This window comes from Nocardiopsis endophytica, assembly GCF_027706725.1.
GTDB lineage: Bacteria > Actinomycetota > Actinomycetes > Streptosporangiales > Streptosporangiaceae > Nocardiopsis_A > Nocardiopsis_A endophytica.
This window is the reverse complement of sequence record NZ_JAQFWQ010000011.1, coordinates 36,729-54,461: the sequence shown is the minus strand read 5'-3', so window position 1 is coordinate 54,461 and position 17,733 is coordinate 36,729. Positions and strand designations below refer to the sequence as shown.

General features: G+C 73.6%; 17 protein-coding genes. 6 read left to right on the top strand and 11 right to left on the bottom strand.

The window, feature by feature from the left end; genetic code table 11:
- Positions 1 to 18 precede the first annotated feature (18 nt).
- From xylB to O4J56_RS06060, 6 genes are all read right to left on the bottom strand, one after another.
- The gene (gene xylB / locus O4J56_RS06085; RefSeq protein ID WP_270684204.1) at positions 19 to 1,425 is read right to left on the bottom strand and encodes a xylulokinase; all 1,407 of its coding nucleotides are present in this window, start codon (positions 1,423 to 1,425) and stop codon (positions 19 to 21) included.
- Between the two features lie 90 nt (positions 1,426 to 1,515).
- Positions 1,516 to 2,463, bottom strand: coding sequence for a PfkB family carbohydrate kinase (locus O4J56_RS06080; RefSeq protein ID WP_270684203.1), 948 nt, complete (start codon positions 2,461 to 2,463; stop codon positions 1,516 to 1,518).
- 132 nt (positions 2,464 to 2,595) lie between these two features.
- Positions 2,596 to 3,447 carry a carbohydrate ABC transporter permease gene (locus O4J56_RS06075; RefSeq protein ID WP_270684201.1) on the bottom strand — a complete coding sequence of 284 codons (852 nt, stop codon included), beginning with the start codon at positions 3,445 to 3,447 and terminating at the stop codon, positions 2,596 to 2,598.
- Positions 3,444 to 4,400 carry a carbohydrate ABC transporter permease gene (locus O4J56_RS06070; protein WP_270684200.1) on the bottom strand — a complete coding sequence of 319 codons (957 nt, stop codon included), beginning with the start codon at positions 4,398 to 4,400 and terminating at the stop codon, positions 3,444 to 3,446. The genes O4J56_RS06075 and O4J56_RS06070 overlap by 4 nt, the downstream gene beginning before the upstream one ends.
- On the bottom strand, positions 4,397 to 5,755 hold the full coding sequence (locus O4J56_RS06065; protein ID WP_270684198.1) for an ABC transporter substrate-binding protein: 1,359 nt from the start codon (positions 5,753 to 5,755) through the stop codon (positions 4,397 to 4,399). The genes O4J56_RS06070 and O4J56_RS06065 overlap by 4 nt, the downstream gene beginning before the upstream one ends.
- Before the next feature lie 38 nt (positions 5,756 to 5,793).
- The gene (locus O4J56_RS06060) at positions 5,794 to 6,804 is read right to left on the bottom strand and encodes a zinc-dependent alcohol dehydrogenase family protein (RefSeq protein WP_270684245.1); all 1,011 of its coding nucleotides are present in this window, start codon (positions 6,802 to 6,804) and stop codon (positions 5,794 to 5,796) included.
- Between the two features lie 194 nt (positions 6,805 to 6,998).
- Between O4J56_RS06060 and O4J56_RS06055 the strand changes: the two genes are divergently transcribed.
- The 3 genes from O4J56_RS06055 to O4J56_RS06045 all read left to right on the top strand — a co-directional run bounded on the left by O4J56_RS06055 (position 6,999) and on the right by O4J56_RS06045 (position 9,154).
- Positions 6,999 to 7,931, top strand: coding sequence for a sugar-binding transcriptional regulator (locus O4J56_RS06055; RefSeq protein ID WP_270684243.1), 933 nt, complete (start codon positions 6,999 to 7,001; stop codon positions 7,929 to 7,931).
- Positions 7,932 to 8,025: 94 nt separating this feature from the next.
- Complete coding sequence (locus O4J56_RS06050; protein ID WP_270684196.1) at positions 8,026 to 8,478, top strand: SgcJ/EcaC family oxidoreductase; 453 nt, start codon at positions 8,026 to 8,028, stop codon at positions 8,476 to 8,478.
- Between the two features lie 157 nt (positions 8,479 to 8,635).
- The gene (locus O4J56_RS06045; protein WP_270684194.1) at positions 8,636 to 9,154 is read left to right on the top strand and encodes a hypothetical protein; all 519 of its coding nucleotides are present in this window, start codon (positions 8,636 to 8,638) and stop codon (positions 9,152 to 9,154) included.
- A gap of 13 nt (positions 9,155 to 9,167) precedes the next feature.
- Here the strand turns inward: O4J56_RS06045 and O4J56_RS06040 are convergent, their stop codons facing one another.
- Positions 9,168 to 10,424, bottom strand: coding sequence for an MFS transporter (locus O4J56_RS06040; RefSeq protein ID WP_270684192.1), 1,257 nt, complete (start codon positions 10,422 to 10,424; stop codon positions 9,168 to 9,170).
- A gap of 121 nt (positions 10,425 to 10,545) precedes the next feature.
- On the opposite strand from O4J56_RS06040, the gene O4J56_RS06035 reads away from it, so the two are divergent.
- Positions 10,546 to 11,154: a TetR family transcriptional regulator gene (locus O4J56_RS06035; protein ID WP_270684191.1), complete on the top strand. Its 609-nt coding sequence runs from the start codon at positions 10,546 to 10,548 to the stop codon at positions 11,152 to 11,154.
- A 188-nt stretch (positions 11,155 to 11,342) separates the two neighbouring features.
- Positions 11,343 to 12,713 carry an HNH endonuclease signature motif containing protein gene (locus tag O4J56_RS06030; RefSeq protein ID WP_270684189.1) on the top strand — a complete coding sequence of 457 codons (1,371 nt, stop codon included), beginning with the start codon at positions 11,343 to 11,345 and terminating at the stop codon, positions 12,711 to 12,713.
- A 57-nt stretch (positions 12,714 to 12,770) separates the two neighbouring features.
- On the opposite strand, the gene O4J56_RS06025 is transcribed toward O4J56_RS06030, so the two are convergent.
- Positions 12,771 to 14,237, bottom strand: coding sequence for an amidase (locus O4J56_RS06025; protein WP_270684187.1), 1,467 nt, complete (start codon positions 14,235 to 14,237; stop codon positions 12,771 to 12,773).
- A 61-nt stretch (positions 14,238 to 14,298) separates the two neighbouring features.
- Complete coding sequence (locus O4J56_RS06020) at positions 14,299 to 14,919, bottom strand: TetR/AcrR family transcriptional regulator (protein ID WP_270684185.1); 621 nt, start codon at positions 14,917 to 14,919, stop codon at positions 14,299 to 14,301.
- A 143-nt stretch (positions 14,920 to 15,062) separates the two neighbouring features.
- Between O4J56_RS06020 and O4J56_RS06015 the strand changes: the two genes are divergently transcribed.
- Entirely contained in the window at positions 15,063 to 15,563 is a 501-nt protein-coding gene (locus tag O4J56_RS06015) for a DnaJ family domain-containing protein (RefSeq protein WP_270684183.1), read from the top strand.
- Positions 15,564 to 15,820: 257 nt separating this feature from the next.
- On the opposite strand, the gene O4J56_RS06010 is transcribed toward O4J56_RS06015, so the two are convergent.
- A complete protein-coding gene (locus O4J56_RS06010; protein WP_270684182.1) occupies positions 15,821 to 17,323 on the bottom strand; it encodes a tyrosine-type recombinase/integrase in 1,503 nt (500 codons plus the stop codon).
- Positions 17,320 to 17,493: a helix-turn-helix domain-containing protein gene (locus O4J56_RS32095; protein ID WP_408639086.1), complete on the bottom strand. Its 174-nt coding sequence runs from the start codon at positions 17,491 to 17,493 to the stop codon at positions 17,320 to 17,322. The genes O4J56_RS06010 and O4J56_RS32095 overlap by 4 nt, the downstream gene beginning before the upstream one ends.
- Between the last annotated feature and the right edge of the window lie 240 nt (positions 17,494 to 17,733).

The window sequence follows — 17,733 nt, the reverse complement described above, 5'->3', positions numbered from 1 at the left end:
GGCCCCCGCACACCCGGGTCACGCGTGCTGCGCCTCCAGCCGCGCGCGGACCTCGGCGTAGCGCTCCCGCACCTGCGGGGCGGGCTCGCCGGTCCGCTCCTCCGTCTTGGCGCCCGTGCCCCACTCCGGCGGCTCGGCGCCGCCCAGCAGCGCCCAGGCCGCCTGGCGCGCGGCCCCGTCGGCCACGTACTCGCTGTCCTCGGGCACCAGCACCGGCCGCCCGAACACCCGGGGCGCCAGCGCCTTGACCGCCTCCGACCGCGCTCCGCCGCCGATGAGCAGCACCCGTTCCACCGGGACGCCGTTGTCGGCCAACGCGTCCACCGCGTCGGCCAGGCCGCACAGCATGCCCTCCACGAACGCCCGGGCGATGTTGGCGGGCCGCAGGTTGGCCCCGGTGATGCCGTCCAGCCGCCCGGTGGCGTCCGGCAGGTTCGGCGTGCGCTCGCCCTCCAGGTACGGCAGCAGCACCAGCCCTTCGGCGCCCGGCTCGGCGGAGAGCACCAGCCGGTCGAACTCCTCGCGGCCGACCTGGAGGGCCGCGGCCCCGGCCTCCAGCACCCGCGCCGCGTTCAGCGTGCACACCAGCGGGAGGAAGCCCCCCTCGGCGTCGGCGAACCCGGACACCAGCCCGCTCGCGTCCGCCGTGGGCGCCTGGACCGACGCGAAGGCGGTCCCCGACGTGCCCACCGACACCGCCACGTCGCCCGGGCGCAGACCCAGGCCCAGGCCCGCCCCCATGTTGTCGCCGGTGCCGACGCCCGCGACGCGCACGCCCTCCCGGCCCGGCGCGGGGGCGCACTCCAGCGCCTCGCCCGGCGCCGCCACCCGGGGCAGCCGCAGGTCGTGCCCGAGCGCCAGGCGCACCAGGTCGTCGCGGTAGGCGCCCTCGGCGGGGGAGTAGTACCCGGTGCCCGAGGCGTCGCCGCGGTCGGTCACCGCCTGCGCGGCCCCGGTGATCCGCCGCGTCAGCCAGTCGTGCGGCAGCACCGCCTCGGCCACCCGGGAGGCGTTCTCCGGCTCGTTGGCGGCCAGCCAGCGCAGCTTGGCCACGGTGAAGCTGGACACCGGCACGCTGCCCACGGCGTCGGCCCACGCCTTGGGGCCGCCCAGCTCGGCGACCAGGTCGGCGGCGGCGCCGGCCGCCCGGGTGTCGTTCCACAGCAGTGCCGGGCGCACCACGCGCCCCTCCTCGTCCATGGCCACCAGCCCGTGCTGCTGGGCGGCGACCGCGACGGCCTCGACGCCCTCCAGCAGCCCGCCCGAGGAGGCCTCCTCGAATGCGCGCCACCAGGCCTCGGGGTCGACCTCGGTGCCGTCGGGGTGCGGGGCGCGCCCGGTGCGCACCAGGGCTCCGTCCTCGGCGCGCCGGACGACGATCTTGGTGGCCTGGGTCGAGCTGTCGACGCCCGCTACGAGTGCCATGCGATCTCCCTCAGGGGACAGGGGGCGCCCCTCACGCCGGGGGCGCGCTCCGGGGACGGTGGTGGTGTGACGGCCATTACGCGCAACACCCTAAGAGACCGCCTTGCCGAGGGCGGCCTCCACTTCGGGCCGGTCCGGCGGGGAGGAGCCCGCGCGCGTGCACGCCAGCGCCGCCGCGTGGGCGGCGAAGACCAGCGCCTCGGAGGCCGCGTCCCGGCCCATGCCCTCCAGCGCCGCCGGGCTCTCCAGGAGCCCGAGCCGCTCCAGCTCGGCCAGGTAGGCGCCGATGAAGGCGTCGCCCGCCCCGACCGTGTCGACCACGTCCACCGGAGGCGCGGCGGCCCGCAGCGGCTCTTGGCCGGGCAGCAGCGCCACGGCGCCCTCGCCGCCGAGGGTGACCAGTGCGAGCAGCAGGCCGTGCTCCTCCACCAGCGCTTGGGCCGCCTCCACCGGGTCGCGTTCGGGGAACAGCAGCGACAGGTCGTCGGCACTGGCCTTGAGCACGTGCGCCACGTCGCACCAGCCGCGCGCGTTCTCCCGGTAGGCGTCCATGTCCGGGCACGCGACGGCGCGCACGTTGACGTCGTAGGAGACCACGGTCTCCGCGCGCCGCGCGCGCAGCCACGACCGCAGCACCGACGCACCGGGCTCCAGCACCGTGGCGAGGGTCCCCACGTGCACGCACGCCCCCGCGGTCTCCGACGGCAGCTCCACGGGCGACCACTGCCAGTCGGCGGTGCCCGATGCGTAGAAGGTGTACTCGGCCGACCCCGCATCGTCGAACGCGACGAAGGCCAGCGTGGTCTGCTCGGGGGCGTCCACCGCCCACCGCAGGTCCACCCCGTTCTCCTCCAGGTGGGCGCGGAGCATCCGCCCGAAGTGGTCCCGCGACAGGCGGCAGAGCAGGGGGGCGGGGACGCCCAGCCGGTTCAGGGCGATGGCGGCGTTGGCCGCGCCGCCGCCCGGCAGCGCCCGCCAGTCGCCGGGGGAGCCCCCGGGGATGAGGTCCACGAGGGCCTCGCCGCAGACGATGATCATGTGTCTCCCGACGTTCGGCGGTCCCGGTGGGGCGGTGCCGAGCACCGCCCCACCGGGACCGGGACTGTCCGACGGTTCTCCATCATGGCGGGGACGGCCGGGGCCGCGCCCCGCCGCCCCCGCCGTGGCCCCCTATTTCACCGCGCCCATCGACAGGCCGCGCACCAGCTGCCGCTGGGCGGTCCAGCCGACCACCACGATGGGCAGCGAGGCCATCACGGCCGCCGCCGACAGCTGCGCCACGAACAGGCCCTCGCTGGTGATGAACCCGGTCAGGAAGACCGGCACGGTCGCCGCCTGGGCGGCGGTCAGGTTCACCGCGAAGAAGAACTCGTTCCACGCGAAGATCGTGCAGATCAGCGCGGTGGCGGCGATGCCGGGCGCCATCACCGGCAGCATCACCGACCACAGGATGCGGCCCAGCCCGGCGCCCTCGACGCGCGCCGCCTCCACGATCGCCCCGGGCACCTCCAGGAAGAACGAGCGCAGCATCCACACCGCGATCGGCAGGTTCATCGCCGTGTAGAGCACGACCAGGGTCCACACGTTGTCCAGCATGGACAGCCACGACGCGGCCACGTAGATCGGCACCACGACCGCCACCACCGGCAGCATCTTGGTGGAGATGAAGAAGAACAGCACGTCCTGGGTGCGCTTGACCGGCGCGACCGACAGCGCGTACGCGGCGGGCAGCCCCAGCACCAGGACCAGCACGGTCGAGGCGGCGGTGGCGATGAGCGAGTTGCCCAGGTACGGCAGGAAGTCGGCGCCCAGGACCGCGGTGAACCGGTCCAGCGTCGGCTGGAAGAACAGCGTGGGCGGGTCGGTCGCCGCCTGGTTCTCCTCCTTGAAGGCGGTCAGCACCAGCCACAGCACCGGTGAGACGAACAGCAGCGCGATCGCCCATGTGGCCGCGGTCAGTGCGGTGCCGCGCGCGCTCCCGCGGGGGCGGCGCGCCGGGCGCTGGGTGCTCACGGCGGTCACGTTCTCGCCTCCTGTGCGTTCATGAACGTCCGGAAGATCAGCCGGAGGGCGAGCGTGGCCACGATGATGGTCCCGACCACCACCACGACCCCCATGGCCGCCGACTGTCCGATGTCGAACCCGAGGAAGGTCCGCTGGTAGATGTAGAAGGGCAGGTTGGAGCTGGCGGTCCCGGGGCCGCCCTGGGTCATCATGTAGATCGTGTCGAAGGTGTTCACCACGTAGATCGACCCCAGCAGCACGCCCAGCTCGATGTAGCGGCGCAGGTGCGGCAGCGTGATCCAGACGAACATCTGCCACCGGGACGCCCCGTCGACCTGGCCGGCCTCGATGACGTCGCGCCCCTGGCTCTGCAGCCCCGCCAGCACCAGCAGGGTCATGAACGGCGTCCACTGCCACACCAGGGCCACCACCACCGAGAACACCGGCGACTGCGACACCCAGTCGGTGTCGGCGGCGCCCAGCGGCCCCAGCACGAAGTTCACCAGGCCGAACACCGGCTCGAACATGATGTGCTTCCACAGCAGCGCCGTGGCCACCGGCAGCACCAGGAACGGGGTGATGATCATGGTGCGCGCCACCCCGCGCCCGCGGAACGGGCGGTCCAGCAGCAGCGCCAGGCCGATGCCCAGCAGCATCGCCACCACCACGCAGGAGGCGGTGATCAGGACCGTGTTGGCCGCCGCCCCGAGGAACTGCCGGTCGGTGAAGACGCGGGCGTAGTTGGCCAGGCCCACCCACGCCTGGGAGTCGGGCCGCAGCAGGTTCCACGACCGCAGCGAGTAGAAGATCGTCGCCAGGAACGGCAGCTGGGTGGTGGCCAGCAGGAACACCAGGGCGGGCAGGAGGGGCGCGCGCCGCGCCCACCCGGCCGCGCGCCGGCTCCGCTCCTTGTCCGGCCGCCGGGCGGGCGCCGCGTGGGCCTCGCGCGCGGGCGCTGTCGCGGCGCTCATCGCTCGTCCTCCTTGTAGGTGTCGCCGACGTCCTGGGCGTAGCGCTGGCTCTGCGCGAGCGCCTCACCGACGGTGACCTGGCCGGCGATGGCGGCGCTGAGCTGCTGGCTGACGCGGGTGCCCAGGTCCTGGAACTCGGGGATGGCGAGGAACCCGATGCCCTGGTAGGGGACGGGGCGCGTGCCCGGGTCGGCGGGGTCGGCCTGCTCGATGCCCTGCAGCATGGGGTCGGCGTAGGCGCCCGCGGCCTCCTGGTACCCCGGCTCCTCGAAGGTCGAGAGCCGGTTGCCCGGCGGGACCCGCTGCCACCCGTACTCGTCGGCCACCAGGCGGATGTAGTCCTTGTCGGTCATCCACTCCAGGAACCGCCAGGCCTCCTCCTTGTGCTCGGAGGTGGCGGGGATGCCCAGCGACCAGGTGTAGAGCCAGCCGCCGTAGTCGGTCTCGGCCACCGGGGCGGGGGCGTAGCCGTTGAGCCCGGCCACCTTCCCGGCGCTGTCGTCCTCGATGGTGCTCACCATGGAGGTGGAGTCGTAGAACATCGCGGCCCGCCCCTGGGCGTACCGGTTCAGGCAGTCGCCGAAGCCGCTGTTGGCGGCGCCGGGCTGGCCGTGCGCGCGCACCAGGTCGACGTAGAAGTCGGCGGTGCGGCGGAACTCGGGCGAGTCCAGCTCGGCGTTCCAGCCCCGGTCGTACCAGCGCCCGCCGAAGGTGTTGAGCATGCTGTTGAACGGGCTGAGCATCTCGCCCCACCCGGCCAGGCCGCGCATGCAGATCCCGGACACGCCGGGCTCCACGCCGTCCAGCTCGGCCGCCAGCCCGGCCACCTCCTCCCAGGTGGGGTTCTCCGGCATCTCGACCCCGGCCTCCTCGAAGAGGTCCTCGCGGTAGGCCAGGAAGGAGGACTCGCCGTAGAAGGGCACCGAGTACATGTCGCCCTCGTGCGAGAGGTCCTCGCGGATGGAGGGGATGAAGTCCTCGTCGTCGTAGCCCTCCGAGGCGTCGATGTAGGGCTGCAGGTTCTCCAGCCAGCCGAACTCGGCCCACTGGCGCGTCTCGTAGTTGCTGATCATGACGGCGTCGAACTCGCCGCCGCCGGTCGCCACCGATGTGGTGATCTTGGCGCGCGCCTCGTTCTCCGGGAGCGAGACGAAGTCGACCTCGATGCCCGGGTTCTCCTCGCGGAACCGGTCCTGCAGCGCGATCGCGTCCTGCATCTGGGGGTTGGAGACGATGGCGACGGTCAGCCGGACGGTGTCGCCGCCGGAACCGGTGGCACCGGCCCCGGCACAGCCGGCGAGCAGCAGGCCGGCGGCGGCGAGGGCGGCCGTGCGGGCGATGGGGATGGAGCGCATGGGGTGCACTGTGCTGCCTCTTCCGATCGCTTCGGGTCTCAGGAGGCGCTGTCGTCGGCGCCGGGCACGACCTGGATCTTCACTCCGGTCCCCGATCGCATCATGTCCAGCGCCTCGGGGAACTTCTCCAGCGGCAGCGCGTCGGTCAGCAGGGGGGCGGTCTCGATCACGCCCTGGCCGATGAGGTCGACGGCGGTGCCGAAGCTGTTGAGCACCGCCATCGAGCCCACGATGGTGATCTCGTCGTTGTAGATGCGGAACGGCGACAGCGAGACCTGCGCGTCGTCGGCGGCCACGCCGAAGACGAGCAGCCGCCCGCCCCGCCGCAGGGAGGAGAACGCGGCCTCGATGGCCGACGGCGCCCCGGTGACGTCGACCGCGGCGTCGAAGCGCTCGTCGTCCAGCTCGGCGGTGTCCCGCGCGGTGGCGTCGGCGCCCAGGTCGGCGGCGATCGCCAGGCGGCGCGGGTTGCGGTCCACGACGGTGACCCGCGCGCCGGAGCCCTGCAGGAGCTGCTGCAGCAGCAGCCCCATGGTCCCGGCGCCGACCACCAGGAAGCGCTCGCCGACCTCGGCGCCGATGCGGCGGACGCCGTGCACCGCGCACGACAGCGGCTCGACGAGGGCGCCCTGGCGCATGCTGACCGAGTCGGGCAGGCGGTGGCAGTTGGCGGCGGGCACGGCGACGTACTCGGCGAAGGCGCCGTCGACGGTGTCGCCGGTGGCGCCCCAGTTGGCGCACAGGTTGCCGCGCCCGGACCGGCAGGGGCCGCAGTGGCCGCAGAACAGGGACGGGTCCACGGCCACGCGGTCGCCGGGGCGCAGGCCGCCGGGGGCGCCCTCGCCGACGGCGGCCACGGTCCCGGCGAACTCGTGCCCGGGCACCAGCGGGTAGGGGCTGGGCGGGAACTCGCCATCGGCGATGTGCAGGTCGGTGCCGCAGATCCCGCAGGCGCCGACGCGGACCACCACGCCGCCGGGGGCGGGGACGGGCTCGGGCCTCTCGCCCACGGTGACGGTTCCGGGCTGGGAGATGATGGCGGCACGCACGAGGTACTCCTGGTGTCGGGGACGGCCGTGACCGGCATCGCTCATGTGAGCGTCCTGGGTCACAGATGTTTCGTGTATTGAAAACCCATTGGAAATGCGGTGTCAATGTGCGGCGCTCGATCGAGTACACTGCTGCGCATATGAGCGAACGGCGGAGTGAGGCGCAGGAGGCCGCCCCGAGCGGCCCCGCGGAGATGGTGCGGCTGGCCGCGATCGCCCGCAGGTTCTACCTGGACGGGCGCTCGAAGGTGGAGATCGCCGAGGAGTTCGGGCTGAGCCGGTTCAAGGTCGCCCGCGACCTGGAGGCGGCCCGCGGCGCGGGCATCGTCCGCATCGACGTGCGCCTGCCCGAGCGGCTCGACGGCGCGCTGTCGGAGCGGCTGCGGGAGGCCTACGGGCTGCACCGGGCCATCGTCGTGGAGGCGGCCGAGGACCCGGTCGAGACCCGCAGGGCGCTGGGGTCGGCGGCGGCGCGCCTGCTGCCGGAGATCGTGCGCCACGGCGAGGTGCTGGGCCTGGCCTGGAGCCGGGTGCTGCAGGCGATGGGCGCCGAGCTGGCCGAGCTGCCCCGGTGCACGGTGGTGCAGCTCAACGGGGTGCTCTCGGAGTTCGCCGAGGGCGGCGGGTCGGTGGAGACGGTGCGCCGGGCGGCGTCGCTGGCGGGCGGCACGGCCTACCCGGTCTACGCCCCGCTGATCCTCCCGGACGCGGCCACGGCGGCCACGCTGCGCGCCGACCCCGGCATCGCGGCGGCGTTCGCCCACTACGACCGGCTGACCACCGCGGTGGTGGCCATCGGCGGCTGGGACGAGCGCAACTCCACGGTCTACCAGGCCCTCGACCCGGACTCGCGGGCCCGCTACGAGGGCCTGGGGGTGCGCGCGGAGGTATCGGCCCAGCTGATCGACGCCGAGGGCGAGCCGGTCCACTGCGACCTGGACGAGCGCGTGATCAGCATCCGGGCCGAGCAGCTGCGCAAGGTGCCCGAGGTGGTCGCGGTCGCCGGGGCGGGGGACGAGGCCAAGGCCCGGGCGATCGGGGCGGCGCTCAAGAGCGGGCTCGTGACGACCCTGGTGACGGACAGCGCGGTGGCCCAGGTCCTGCTGGACAGCCCGGCCGACGACTGAGCGCCGCCGGGGCGGCGCCCTGGGGCGCCACGGCGTGGGCCCGGTGGTGGGACGGCGGTCACATCGCTCTAGGCCTTGACCTCAACTGAACTTGATGTCCGAGGGTGGGGCCATGGACACCACGGAGTTCGAGAAGACGGAGAACGCCCCCGCGGACGCGGAGGCCCAGATCAAGGCGATCGAGAAGGTCGTCGCCGGAGTCGAGCACGCACAGCGCAACGAGCTCCCTGAGGAGTTCATCCGGTACTTCCGCAGTGATGCCATCTGGACCACGGGGCACGGCAAGCGCCTCATCGGACGGGAGGAGATCGGCGCCTTCACCCGCAAGGTGCTTCCCGGCGCGATGCAGGGCAACACGCCCACCTACGAGGTGCTGAGCGTGCTGTTCATCCGCCCGGACGTGGCCGCGGTCAAGGTGCGCCAGCGCTACTGGGGGCCCAACGGCGAGCAGGTGGGGCCCGAGGGCAGCCCGCTGTACGTCATGGCCAAAGAGGAGGGGGAGTGGCTCCTCACCGCCTGCCAGAACACGGAGGTGGTAGAGGAGTGAGCGAGGGGGCCCATCCCGGCAGGGGAATGGGCCCCCTCGTACCACCGGTGGGTGGTCCGCGCACCACCCACCGGTCACGTGAGCGCCCTCCTGACGGGCCAGGGCTCCGTGCCCGAGGCTGGGGTTCCGATACCGGACCCCAGCCTCGGAGGCGCACATGCCCGGCACGATCCCCACCTCCACCACGCCGACCGCCCCTTCCGCCGACGCCCCGAGAGCCGGGGGCGCGTCGGCCTCCGTGCCCCGGCCGCTGCGCGTCGCGTGCCTGTTCTGGCTGGTGGCGATCGGGGCGGGTGTCGTCGAATCCGTCATCGGGGCCACCGGCATGGCGCTGGAGGAGGGCATGACCGCGGGGCTCGCCGCCGCGATCGCCCTGCGCGTCGCCGTCTACTCGGGTGCGGCCGCGCTCGTCCTGTTCCTCCACCGGGGCCGGGCCTGGGCACGGATCGCCCTCACGGTCCTTCTCGGGGTCATCGGGTTCGGGACCCTGGTCGTCCCGCTCGCCGCCTGGTTCGCGGGCGGAGGCGACCCCGCGGCGGCCCTCGCGCAGGCGGACGGGGCGCGGCTGGCCTACTTCGCCGTCCGGGCGGTGCACATCGCCGCGGTCCCCGTGGCCCTGGTCGCGATGTTCCTCCCCGCCTCGGGCGCCTACCTCAGGGCCCGGTCGGGGCGATGAGCGCCGCCGGGGCTCAACGGCGGCGGTCGGCGGCGGTGAGCAGGGCCCACGCGGCCAGGGCGACCGCGACGGTGGCCGCCGCCGCGCCGCTTGCGGCGACCCACCCGAAGGCCTCGTACAGGGCGGCGCCCACCCCCGACCCGGCGGCCCCGGCCAGGAAGGTGCCGAACATGAAGACCGTGTTCATGCGGCCCCCGGCCTCGGGGTTGGCCGCCAGCACCGCGGTCTGGTTGCCGACCTGCGCGGCCTGGAGCCCGGCGTAGAGCACTGCGATGCCCACGGCGGCCACGGGCGGGCCCAGGTGCGCCGCCATCAGCAGGGCGGCCCCGGCCGTGATCGTCGCTAGGCCGGCGCCCCGCACCGGCCAGGTGCCGAACCGGTCGATCGCCCGCCCGGCGACGGGCGCCACCAGGATGCCGAGGGCCCCGAAGGCGCCGAAGAGCGAGGCACCGAGGGTCGAGAACCCGTACCCGGGCCCGGTGAGCAGGAAGACCAGCGCGGTCCAGACCATGTTGAACGCGGCGAACGCCGCCCCCTGGAACAGCAGCGACCGGCGCAGCGCGGAGGTGCGCAGCAGGCCGGGCAGGGACGCCAGCAGCGCCGGGTAGGACGGGCGCGCGCCCCCGGGTGCGGCCGCGGGGGCGTCGGCCGAGCGGGGGAGCAGGGCGATGGTCAGCGCGCCGACGGCCGCCGTGGCCACCGCCGCCGCGATGAACACCGGCCGCCACCCGGCGAACTCGCCGAAGGCGCCGCCGACCACGCGCGCGGCGATCGCGCCGGTGAACACCCCGGCCTGCAGCAGGGAGACCACCCGTCCGCGCCGCTGTGGGCCGGCCAGGCCCGCCGCGACGGGCACGAGCAGCTGCGGGATGACGGTGAAGGCCCCCGCCGCCAGCATCGCCGCGGCGAGCGCGGGCAGCCCGGGGGCCGCCGCGGCGGTGGCCAGGCCGGCGACGGTTCCGACGACCAGGGCGACTAGTAACGGGCGCCGCCGCACCGTGTCGCTGAGCGGCAGCAGGAACAACAGGCCCAGCGCGTAGCCGAGCTGTCCGGCGGTGGTCACCAGCCCGGCCTGGTCGGCGCTGATGCCCATGGTGTCGGAGACCAGCCCGAGCAGCGGGGCGCTGAGGTAGATGTTGGCGACCGTCACGGCGCAGGCCAGGGCGAGCACGGCGGTGAGCGTCCCGGTGATGCCCGCCGGGGCGTCCGCTCCGGGGGCGTTCGCGGGTCGGGACCCGGCCGGGTGCTCCGCGGTTGACGGTGCGGGCATGGTCGACCTCCGAAGGGGAGAGGAAAGAACGAACCAGATGGTTCGGTTGGTGGCGAGGGCGACTCTACACCTCGGAGCGAAGAGAACGAACCGTCTGGTTCGAAAATGTAGTGTGGATCCCATGGGATACGACGCCGCCGCCACCCGAGCCCGCATCCTCCGCGCGGCGACACGGGAATTCGCCGACCACGGGATCGCGGGCGCCCGCGTGGACCGGATCGCCGCCGCGGCCGAGGCCAACAAGCGGGCGATCTACGACTACTTCGGCGGCAAGGAGCAGCTGTTCACCACGGTGCTCTCGGACGCCTGCTCGCGGCTGTCGGCGGAGGTGCCGCTGCAGGAGGGCGACGACCTCGCCGAATACGTGGTGCGCGTCCACGACTACCACCGCGAGCAGCCCGAGTACCTGCGGCTGCTGATGTGGGAGGAGCTGCACTACACCGACGGGCCGGTCCCGGCGGAGGACTGGCGGACCGAGCGCTACCGCCGCAAGGTCGAGGTGATCGCCGAGGCCCAGCGCAGCGGCCGCGTGCGCGCGGACATGCGCCCGGAGGTGCTGCTGTTCATGCTGCTGTCCCTGGTGAACTGGGCCGTGGGGGCCGGGCAGCTGCGCCGCCTGATCACCGGCGGCATGGGCGAGGACGAGTTGCGCGCCTCACTGCGCGCGTCGGCGTCCGCACTGCTGGCGGGCGGAGACGGCGGCGAGGCGGGCGAACGGCCCGCACCGTAGTGCTGTCGGGTGGCAGTCGTGTGCGTGGTCACCGTGATTGGCGGCGACGGAACGAGCAGGGCGGTTCCCCGGCCCCGGTCCTCTGCCCATGGAATGATCTTGATGGCTCTGACCTGCAAATACGTGGTTTTCCCACAGGTTCGAAAACGGCCCCCGTTCTGTCGTACCTCTGTTCTAACGTTGGGAGTATGGCAAGCCAGCAGCACCCCAGCGGGCCCCCGCCCGGATCGCGCGCCCAGCGCATCCAGGCCGGGCTCACCGGAGTGCTCGACCAGGCCCACGGGGCCCTTGCCGAGGACTTCCCCGCAGGCGCCCAGCACCTACTGTGCGACCTGCTCGCGGTGCTGGCCGCAGGACTCGGGGCGCTCGATTTGGCCCTGGCCCGCCTGGCCGCCCGAATCAACCAGACCGGCGCCCTCGCCGGGACCGGCCACGCCACCGTCGCCGGGCTCCTGCGGGAGCACGGCCGCTCCTCCTCCCAGGCCACCGCGATCATGACCGTGGCCGACCACCTGGACGACTACCCCCAGGCGGTCAGGGCCGCCGAGGAGGGGCGGATCGCCTTCGCCCAACTCGCCCAGATCATGGGAATGGTCGACAAGGCCGTGGGAGGGCGGGACGCCGAGCGCCACCCCGACGCCGCCGACTACCGGGGCCGGGCCGAGCACATCATGGTCACCGCCGCCGAGTCCGGTGTGGCCGATGGCGGGCTCAAGCGGCTCGGCAGGGAGCTGCAACGGCGCCTGTGCCCGCAGGAGCACGAGGAGCGCCACCGCGAGGCCTACGCCGACCGGGGCGCCGAGACCACCGCCAACGCCTTCGGGTTCAACTTCCACGCCTGGGGCGACGCCGCGTCCGAGGAGATCCTCCGCGCCGCCCTGGACCACCACACGGCCCCGCCCGGGGACGGGCGCACCATCAAGCAGCGCCGCTACGACGCCCTCATCCAGATATGCGAGAACAGCCTGCACGCCGAAGGCCTTCCCGTCCCCACCCCCGCGGAGGGGTCGGATGTGGCCGCCGCCCTCGCAGCCCCCCGCCCCGACCAGGCTTCTGGGAAGCGGCGTCGGGGTATGAGCCGCCCCCAGGTGAACCTGGTGGTGTCCCTCGACGCCCTCCTCCTCAAGGAGGGGGCCGAGCCGGCCACCACCGACCGGGGCCGCCTGCTCCCGCCCTCGGCCGCCCGGGCGTTCGCCTCGGACTGCGTGCTGCGCAGGGTGGTGACCGACCCCGTCAAGGGGCTGGTCGACATCGGAAGGGCCCGCCGCACCTTCCCCGCCCCGCTCCTGCAGGCCCTCGGCGCCACCGCCGGGACCTGCCAGTGGGAGGAAGGGTGCTCGGTCCCGGCCCGGTGGTGCCAGGGCGACCACCGCACCGAATGGTGGGAAGGTGGAACCACCACCCCCTCCAACGCCCAGCTCCTCTGCGGACGCCACAACCGCGAGAAGCACATGCGCCGCCTGGAGGCCCACTACCGCGCCCGCCGCCACAACACCCGCACCGGAAAGCACGAGGCGGGCGGGGACGATGAGGACGGGGCCCTAGGCAGGGCCGCATAGGCCACCGCCCCGCCCGCTGGATGGATTCCGTTCAACGGGACATCCGAATCTACGCCGTCAAGGCGTGGATCCTAGGCGCGGACGCAGCCTCCCATGCCCCGTCGCCGCCTCGAACGCCGCGGCGTGGCCGAGCAGGCGCCGCTCCGACCGGTGCGGCCCGACCATCTGCACACCCACCGGCAGTCCGTCCGGCGTGAACCCGCCCGGGACCGACAGCGCGGGGCACCCGGTCGCCGTCACCCAGTAGCAGGACGCCATCCACTCCAGGTAGTCGCCCATCGGCCGGCCCGCGACCTGCGACGGGTACTCCTGCCCGGCGTCGAACGGCGGAACCTGGCTCACCGGGAGCAGCAGCAGGTCGTAGCGCTCGAAGAACACGCGGAGGCGGTGGTACAGGCCCGCCAGGCCCTCCTTGGCGCGCCCCACCTGTTCACCCGTGAGCGCCGCCCCTTCGGCCGCGTTGCGCACGACCGACTCCTTGACCTTGCCCGGATGCGCCTCGATCACCGGGCCGAACGTCAGATGGAACTGCCAGGCCCGCAGCGTCCGGAAGACCTCGTCCGCCCCGGAGAAGTCGGGCAGCGCCTCCTCGACCGAGGCGCCGAGGCGCTCCAGTGTCCCGGCGGCCCGGGTGACGATCTCCGCCACTTCGGGTTCGACCGGGAGCAGCCCGCCGAAGTCCGGCGCCACCGCCACGCGCGCGCCGCGCACCCCGCCCGGCTCCGGGTCGGCGAACCCCGTGCCCGGGTCCTGGAGCGCCATCGGTGCCCGGGGGTCCGGCCCGGCGAGCACCGACAGCAGCAGCGCGGTGTCGGCGACGGTCCGCCCCATCGGGCCGGGCGTCGACAGCGTCTCCCAGGGGAGTGCGGACGGCCACGCCGGCACCCGGCCCGGGGACGGGCGCAGCCCGACCACGTTCGTGAACGACGCCGGGTTGCGCAGCGACCCGCCCATGTCCGAGCCCTCGGCGACCGGGACCAGCCCGGCCGCCAGCGCCGCCGCCGCGCCCCCGCTGCTGCCGCCGGCGGAGCGCGAGGGGTCGTACGGGTTGCGCGTCGTGCCGAAGACCGGGTTGAAGGTGTGCGACCCGGCGGCGAACTCGGGCACGTTGGTCTTGCCGACCACGATCGCCCCGGCGGCGCGCATCCGCTCCACGACCAGGTCGTCGGCGTCGGGGACGTGGTCGGCGAAGACCGGGGAGCCGAGCGTGGTGCGCACCCCCGCCACGGCGTGGGTGTCCTTGACCGCGACGGGCAGCCCGTGCAGGGGGCCGGGGGCGGCGCCCGAGGCCAGGCGCTCATCCGCGGCGGCGGCCTCCTCCATCGCGCGGTCGGCGCACACCGTCACGACCGCGTTCACCTGCGGCTCGACGGCGGCGATCCGGTCCAGGTGCGCCGCGACGACCTCGCGGGCCGAGACCCGCCGCTCCCGGACCATGCGCGCCAGCTCGGCGGCTCCGGTCCAGTGCAGTGCGTCGTCGTGCTCGTCTCGGGCGGCTCCGGCCGGGGGGTGGGTGTCGTGCATGGGGGAATCATGCCGCCCTGCTCCGGAGGGGCGGGAGGGCGGGGGCGGGCTTGTGCCTCCTCTACGTGTCGGTCGTGCTGCGCGCGCCGAACACCCGGTCCACGTGGTACCCCGCGACGACGAGTGCGCGCTGAGGGGTGAGGCGCCCGGTGAGGACGTCCGTGCCCAGGCCGTGGGTGACCGCGAGCAGGCGGGTCGCCTCCAGCGCCGGGTCCTGGTCGGTGGGGAGGGCGCCGTCCGCGTGGGCCTCCGTCAGCAGGTCGGTCAGCTGGCGCTCCAGGCGTTCCGGGCCGGAGACGAAGGGCTGCTCGGCGAGTGCGGGGTCGGTCATCGCCAGAACGGCGAACGAGGTCCACAGCAGATGGAACACGCGGCTGTCGTCGTCGTCCGGAATTGCTTCGGCGACGAAGGCGTGGACGCGCGCGCGGGGAGAGGCGGGGGAGGGGAGGGCGGCGAGCCGTTCGTTCCACCGCCGGTGGCTGCGCTCTTCGAGGTGGAGCAGGGCGGCGTGCAGGAGGCCGGCCTTGGTCTCGAAGTAGTACTGGACCAGGCGGAGCGACACCCCGGCCTCGGCGGCCACCGACCGCATGGTGGCCGCGTGCAGGCCGTCGCGCGCGGCGGTGCGGACCAGGGCGTTGCAGATGTGGGCCCGCCGCTGTCCGTGGTCGACGGTCCTGGGCACGGGCGTGCGCTCCTTTCGGGGGTCTCCGGACTCTTCCGGGGGGTGGTGCCGGTCTGGCGCACCTTCATGATACAGACGTATCATGAAGGTCGGGCGCGGAACCGGTGCCCGGACCCGGCTGACCACGGAGGTGGGGGAGCGGCATGGCCGAGCGCAAGCCCGCGGGCATGGAGTGGGAGTCCTGGGCGGACCAGCAGGTCCGCGAGGCGATGGAGCGCGGGGAGTTCGACGACCTGCCGGGGGCGGGCAAGCCCATCCCGGACATCGACCGCCCGCGCGACGACCTGTGGTGGGTCCGGCGCAAGACCGAGGAGGAGGGGGTGGCGCCGCTGCCCCCGGCACTGCGCGTCCGCAAGGAGGCCGAGGACGCGCGGGCCGCGGCGGTGGGGGCCCGCACGGAGGACGAGGCGCGCCGGATCATCGCCGAGATCAACAAGGAGATCGTGCGCACGGTCAAGTTCCACACCGGCGGCCCGCCGCTGAACATGATGCCCTTCGACGTCGAAGAGATCGTGGCCGAATGGCGCGAGCGGAGGAAGGCCGACCTGCGCAAGGCGGAGGAGAGGCGCGCCGAGCGCGCGCGGGAGGCCGAACGCGAGGCCGAAGCGAAGCGCAAGCGCCGCTGGTGGAACATCTTCGGTTAACGAGCCACAGAGCGGACCGATCAGTAAAGTGGTTCAAACCAAGAAGTTGCTTGGTGAATCACCCCAGGCCGGTGAGGGTGCTCCCCGAGCACGCGGGGATGGTCCCGGTGAATCCGGCCCCTGATATCACGGGCGGTGGTGCTCCCCGCGCACGCGGGGATGGTCCCAACGCCCACGTGTACACCGACGAGGCCGGGGAGTGCTCCCCGCGCACGCGGGGATGTGGCCTGTTCGCCGATGCGACCCCGCTACCTGCATCAACGCCCGTCCGGGGCGCCGGATTCGTCGTGGTGGCCCGTGAGGGGCCCGGCCTTTTCCAGAGCCGCATCGATCCTGGCGTTGGCCGCGTTGGTCTGGCCGGTGAACCAGTGCGCGTAGGTCTGCATGAGCACTTCCACCGTGTGGCCCAGGCGCCGGGCGACCTCAGGGGCGGGGACCCCCGTGTACAGCAGCCAGGAGGCGCACCCGTGCCGCAGGTCATAGGGGCGGGAGGCGACCCCTAGCGACAGCTCCGAGGGCGTGAGCGCCGCCTTGCGGGCCCGGGACCAGGCCGCCCGGTACAGCTTGCCCGGGAACACGTCGTGCTCACCGTGCGGGGAGGCGTGCCACCACAGCCGCCCGTCCGGCGCCGTGCCGTACCGGGCCAGGTGGCCCCGCAGCAGAGCGACGAGTTCCGGGCACAGCGGCACCGGCCGCACGTCGTCGGCGGCGCGCTGTTTCAGCTCGCGGTCCTCCCCGTGCTCCCCGTCGTCGGTGTAGCGCCCGGCTACCTCGGTACGCGACCCCGAGGCCATCAGCACGCCCCACCCGGGCACGGCCTCAGGGTCGCGCACGTCTTCCGGCCACACGATGTCCTGGACCCGTATGCCCCGCGTCTCCCCCGGGCGCGTGCCCGCCAGGTAGGCCGTGGCGAAGAACACCGACAGGTAGCCGTCCCGCTCACGTCCGCTGTCCATCAGCGCCCGGATGAGGCGGGAGGCCTGTTGGTAGTCGGGGACCGTGCGGGGGTTGACCGCATCGGCCGAGCGCGCCCGCCGCATCCGCACCCCCGCGATCGGGTTCGCGCCGATGAGCCCCCGGGCAACGGCGTGGTCCAGGGCGTTGGACCAGATCCCGCGCCGACGCCGCAGCGTGTCACCGGCCACCCGGCCTTTGCTGTCGGCGCGCATGGCCGAGCGGTCCAGCACCTGGCGCGCCCCCTTCTCCGAGCCCGCGTCCGACACGGGCAGGGAGACCTTTTCCAGCCAGGCCAGGCATTCGCGGTCCAGCTCCGACAGCGAGGCCGGGTCGGGCGGAACCACCCGGTCCTCTGCCTTCTCCGCTCCCGCGTCGATGCGGAAGGCCAGCGCCGCGTGCACCGCCTTGCGCACCCGCCAGGCCGGAGCCGGGGCCGCGCAGCGCTTGACCGCAGCGTCATCGAGTGAGGCCAGCGCCAGGCGGGCGACGTTGTCACCGATGGTGCGGCGGGTGTTGCCCGAGGACGTGTCAGCCCAGGCGTGGCGCACATAGGAGCGCAGCAGCGACCACACCGACTCCCGCGAGGCGGCCCAGGACTCGGGCTCACCGGTGACGGTGGAGAAGCGCTCACCGGCCCGCGCCGCACGGTGGAGCGCCGTCTTGTGGTTGTTCGCCAGTTCCTTCGTCAGGAATGAACGTGACTTCTCCACCGTGTCGATACGCCACCGCAGCTCCCACGGCTTTTTTCGGTTGGCCCGCTTGCGGACCTCCCAGAACTGAATATCCTGCGCCGCTCCGCTCATTCGCCGTTCCTTTCGTCTAGCTGCCTGTCTTTCACCCATTCTATGAAATCCGTCCGCCGGATCCGCTTGTGCCCACCAGGGGAGATGAACGTTCGCGGCCCTTTTCCGTTCCGCAGCCACCGGTACGCCGTCCGGCGACTGAAACCCAGCTCCCGCGCCATATCGGCCACGGTCAGTGCCCCATCCTCACTCAACGCCCCACCTCCACAGAAACCGACTCAGAGCCATTCGCCACGGGCCATCCACGGGCCACGAAAAGCGGCCGAAAACGGCCAAACAAAAATCGGGAATTCCATTCCACCAGGTTGACGGGCGCGCGGCGGGCGGCCCACAGGCCAGACCCCCGACCACCCACCCCTTCGCCCGGCGGGCGCCGAGGCGCATAGGACGCGCTTCGCGCGACTGTGTTT